The sequence below is a fragment of the Piscibacillus sp. B03 genome, from assembly GCF_052246295.1.
Taxonomy (GTDB): domain Bacteria; phylum Bacillota; class Bacilli; order Bacillales; family Alkalibacillaceae; genus Piscibacillus.
The window spans coordinates 1-5,029 of sequence record NZ_JBQQCO010000050.1; the positions used below are offsets into that span (position 1 = coordinate 1).

General features: G+C 38.5%; 4 protein-coding genes. All 4 read right to left on the reverse strand.

Annotation, left to right across the window (positions count from 1 at the left end; all coding sequences use genetic code 11):
* Positions 1-53: 53 nt before the first annotated feature.
* Complete coding sequence (locus tag ACTWQB_RS16615) at positions 54-272, reverse strand: hypothetical protein (RefSeq protein WP_443140282.1); 219 nt, start codon at positions 270-272, stop codon at positions 54-56.
* Positions 265-639, reverse strand: coding sequence for a hypothetical protein (locus ACTWQB_RS16620; protein WP_443140283.1), 375 nt, complete (start codon positions 637-639; stop codon positions 265-267). The genes ACTWQB_RS16615 and ACTWQB_RS16620 overlap by 8 nt, the downstream gene beginning before the upstream one ends.
* Positions 639-4,805: a Gp37-like protein gene (locus ACTWQB_RS16625; RefSeq protein ID WP_443140284.1), complete on the reverse strand. Its 4,167-nt coding sequence runs from the start codon at positions 4,803-4,805 to the stop codon at positions 639-641. The genes ACTWQB_RS16620 and ACTWQB_RS16625 overlap by 1 nt, the downstream gene beginning before the upstream one ends.
* Before the next feature lie 2 nt (positions 4,806-4,807).
* Positions 4,808-5,029, reverse strand: a 222-nt coding sequence (locus tag ACTWQB_RS16630) for a hypothetical protein (RefSeq protein WP_443140285.1), incomplete at its 5' end; no start/stop codon positions are given.

The following is a 5,029-nucleotide window of genomic DNA, read 5'->3' on the forward strand; positions in this document are numbered from 1 at the left end:
TTTGGTCATAAAAAAAGAGGTGGTTAACACCTCTCGTACTCCCAACAAGTTAATTATGCTGTAAAACGTTCCGTCAATTTCTCTTTAACTAGGCTTTCTAACCCATCTAAACCAGGGTTAGCTTCGTATTCTTCGGCTGTAACTGGAACATATCCATTTACGTTTAATTGCTTGTCTGGATCTTCTCCCCTAAAATGAACATGCACTCGATCCTCGTCCTTCACTCTTACAAAGTTCACGTTATTTACTTTAATGTTGAGTTGATTAATCATCTTTCATCTCTCCTTTTAAAATTTTGTGAGTTAATGATAGGGCTTTAGCACTTACTTTAATGTCGTCCAAATCATTAATATCAATCTTTTGTAGATTGACCTTAACTTCTTGGGCCATAAGCTCATCTATTTCTTGTTTAAACGTTTCTAACTTGTCTTCTTTAATGCGTACTCGTCCATTTTCTAAATCTTTTTCTTTGTACTTTTGTACAATTTTATCTCGCAATTTTTGAGCTGACTGATATTCATCAGCTACTTTTCGTAGGTTTAATTGCAATTTAAAAGCTACCGCGACGGGTAGCTCTTTGTTGGCTAATTCAGATAAACCTTCCTGAAGTTCATAGATATCTTTAACGGTTAATTGCATTATGACGCCTCCTCTAATTGTCTCACGCGTTCTTTTAATAGTTGATTTTCAATTTCTAAATCATTGATGCGTTCATCATGATTGTATATATGAGTTATGATCTCTTGCTGCCCTTTCCATAGAATTGCAGATATATTCCCGTGATTAATGGCTTCTCCTTCATCGTCTAGGACTTCAACCGGTGTCTTCTTATCTTCTCCAATAACAAATCCATAGCGAGTATAGTTCATACCTCGTTCAACTTCATCTATACGTTTAAATGAATATAAATCTGCATCGACAATAATCTCTAATGCATTGATAGTTAACAATTCAATATCTTGCTTAAGTTCTTCAAGAGAGCTTTCGTTAAACGAACTTGCATTAACAGGTTGGTAAACCGTCGTGTTGGAGCCTTGCCAAAAATCTCCATCCGTCACACGTAGCCGACTCGAAACACCCAGGTAACCAGCACTATTACCACTTTGAGTAAAGTCAATATAACCTGCTACGACGTGGCCTATGCCTTGACCAACATACACATTACCAGTCTTACTAATAGTAAAATATCTATCGCGACTCCCACCATATTCTCCTCTATATTCAAAATTTAGATTACCATTGGCCAGGTTCATATCCCAAACAGCATTATAGGTGTCATATCTTCTTAGTAAAAAATGCTCTTCCCAGCCACTCTGTTTAGTCACTGACGTGGTCCTAGCATCTAATCCGATGGTTCCACCCCAATTACGGATGTTGAAATAATAGTCTGGTTGTTGATCCACAAATCCTAAGAATGCTTCACCTAACCCTTCATGAAAAGTACCTAAAATAAATTCTTCTGACGTGTTAGGTTCAAAGTAAATAGTGGAAGGATTAGCACCTTGAAATTCGTATTCATCGGTTACAATAGCTAGACGATCGTCACCCTCTCCATCTCTTACAATTAACCCTTTATCATTAAGGTGGATACTTGTATGTCCACTACCCGCATTTTGGACGATTTCGCCACCTTCTATATAAGCTCCATATATATTTCCAGCGTAAATATCTCCTAAATCATCCGTAATGTCAGATAACACCGTCACAGCACCCACAAGATTAATTTTACTGGATTGAATTGTAGTGGATTCGCTAGATAGATTGATCGCTGAAATAACGCCATCTTTTTCAACTCTTAGATCAATCTCACCTTCAAGCCCATCAATATTTAACTCTGCCGTCGTCACACGTTCTTCTATGCCGTCCACAACCGTTGAATCGGCTTTCAAACTGATTGTGCTATTCAGACCATCAATATCCGATTCAGCGCTTGTTATACGTGTTTCTAGACCATCTACCACTGTTGAATCTGCTTTAAGAACGATTTCACTTTCCAGAGCATTAATATCGACTTCAGCAGTGCTGACTCGACTTTCTATTTCATCTACCACTGTTGAATCTGCTTTTAAGGCAATTTCATTGCTATGCTGCGTAATGGTGGATTCCGCATCGGTTACTCGTCCTTCTAAAACATCAAACACACTTGATTCAACTTTCGATTCAATTTCAGTTGATAATTGAGTAATGGAGCTTGAATGATTAGATACGGTTACATCTAAATCATCAATCTGATCTTGTACATCTTCAGGTGCTGGTGTCCAATCGGTTGCTTTATTGCCTTTTTCGACTTGAGGAGCAGAAAAGTAAGTAATGTTTCCTGATTCTTTACAATCGTAAAAATACACCCAAAGATCATTCACAATGTCTTGACCCGTTTCATTTTTAAAAGTGAATGTTAACCTTTTCCATTCACCTAATCCTGCAAAAGAACCACTACTTTTCAATGTAATTCTGTCTGTACCGTCATATAAGATAAGTCTAGAACCACTATCGTTAGTCATGTCGTTGTTTTCGTCTAACTTCACGTATATAGAAGCTGTCCATACTTCTCCTTCTTTTATTCCATTAGGAAATCTGTGTATCCTTATAGGTGGAGTACCACTTTGTATTTTCGTTACTTTATACACATCTTCTCCTGTTTCATGTGTTTGCGTATCGTCAACGATTATATCGTGATAGTCAGAGTTTCCTCTTTGAGTATAATCTTTTCGACTAACATAGTTTCTTCCGCCAACTTCAATATCAGCAATAACGCCATCAACATAAGTCGCATCAACCTTACTACTGATTTGATCAGCCATTATATTCAGTTGGGTACTATGATCCTCTATCGTGCCTTCAAGATTGTCTACTCTTGTTGAATCAGCTTTTAATCCAATTGCTGTTTCGTGCTGACCTAGTGTGGTGCTATGACTATCTAATTCTTGAACCACACCGTTCATGTCAGTTTCATACTCGGTCACGCTCACATAATTTAGAAGACGATCATCCACTTCTTCTATTGTGTAGACATCAGCTTTATTCGCTTTATCAACCAATTGACCATCTACATATTCAATTCCCGCTTTGTCAGCTAGGTCATTCGCTATCTGTTGCATTTCATTGTTATAAACCTCTTTTGCAACAGCATAGTTTTGAGCATCAATCAACGCTTGTTCAGAAACCGTATCAGCATAACTTTCAGCGTTTGACTGAGCTTCACTGGCTACCGTATCAGCATGGGATTTCGCGTTATTTTCTGCTTGATTGGATTTATCTTGAGCACCTTCGGGCGTCTCTGCACCTACCTCCGCTGCCTCTGTTGGAGATATCTTTTCCCAATCGAATCCATTATGGACTTTTGGGACATTCGGCGTCTGAGAGGTATCAATCCAAATGACTTCTGGATCTAAAGGTTCCACATCTTGACTGATTTTTTTCTTTTCGGCGTATGATTCGGTATATTCATTGGCATTCACCATGGCTTGATAACTTTCTTCATCTGCATATTCTTTTGAGGCTTCTAAGTTTTCCTGGGCTTGTTGGATACGTTCTTGTTCTTCTTGTGAGACACGACTTTCTGCATAATCAATTGCTTGTTGCATCCGTTCAGTTGATAATTTCACTGGCAATTCTTGTTGTTCGATACCCATTAATTCATTAAATCGATCATTAAGTTTTTTCATTAAGGTCGGTTGTGCTTCTCCAAATGTTGCCTCTAACGTAAACCCATTTGCCTCATGTATTTCTCTAATCTCGGTGATGGGTGCGTTCATGGTGATATTCCACTTTTTATTAAATACTTCGACGACATCACCTAACCGAAAATCCACTTCATATTCAAACGGAGTTGACATCGCAAATTCGTTGTGTCGATTGTTGTGAACGGGGGTTAAGATTTGAGCTTCCAAGAAAAACGTCGTTTCATGCTCTCTCAATTTGCTACGTCCACGTTCTTTCAATTGATCTTCAATTTCATCCTCTGGAACATCTTCATTCCCCTCATCGTTTTCATCCATACCAACATCTCTAGCATCAATAAAAATTTCAGCACGTTCAATCCCTTTTAAATGATCTCCCACTTGAACAATGGTTCGATCCTTTCCCTCGCCTTGCCCTCCAACATAGCCAACATTTTTATAATGTTGATGGCTATCAACAAACTGTTGCGTCTTAATAGTGGCAAAATCAGGACTGAAAAATACAGGCGGAAAATCTGGATTGTCACGGGTGACATCACGTGGCTCTACTACATCAAAAATCCATTTGCCACGTTCCATATCCGCATACATCACAAAACCTAAATTACCTTGTTTGGCAATATCCGATATTTCATCAGCGACATTTTTTAAACGGGATTCCCATTCAACGTGTTCACCGCGTTTTTGGTCAGCCGCTACTTCAACAAAATCAATTTTCCGATTCGGATTGGCCGGGTCTACTAAATGATTTCGGACATAATGTTTCATAACGGTTTCAGCTGGTCCACTTATTCGATCATAGTCCGTGTTGGATGGAGGGATCGTTATGCGTTGATCTAACACGCCTTCTAATGTAACACCTGTAATCTTCCAATTTTCAGTGACTTTACCATTCTGATCAAGCGCAATCTCACGATGTCGAATAAGCATCGCCTTATCAGGTCGTTTATCTAACACTATTAAATGGCCTTTTTGAAAATAATCGGCTCCTTCGACATATTGATTAATATGAAATTCAAAAGAGCCTATTTCATAAAACTTGGGATTGAATATGAGTGATAGATAATTATCTGTCTCATACAATAAATTCAATTGTTGATCATAGACTCTAACTGGTTGGGTCATGTCTATCGCCACCTACCAATAGCTTGAACTCTTGCTGTATAAGCTGACTCTGAATAAACTGTACTCATACATCTAATATAAACACCCTCACCTTCAGTTCCCCCTGTTGTCGTAATCCATCGATTAAAGGCGGACATATCACCCGTCACTACAACAGTCCCAGGTCCATTAAAAGGCTTAGGATATTCCCAATACGTAGATTCAGCACTTTGATATAAAGGCTT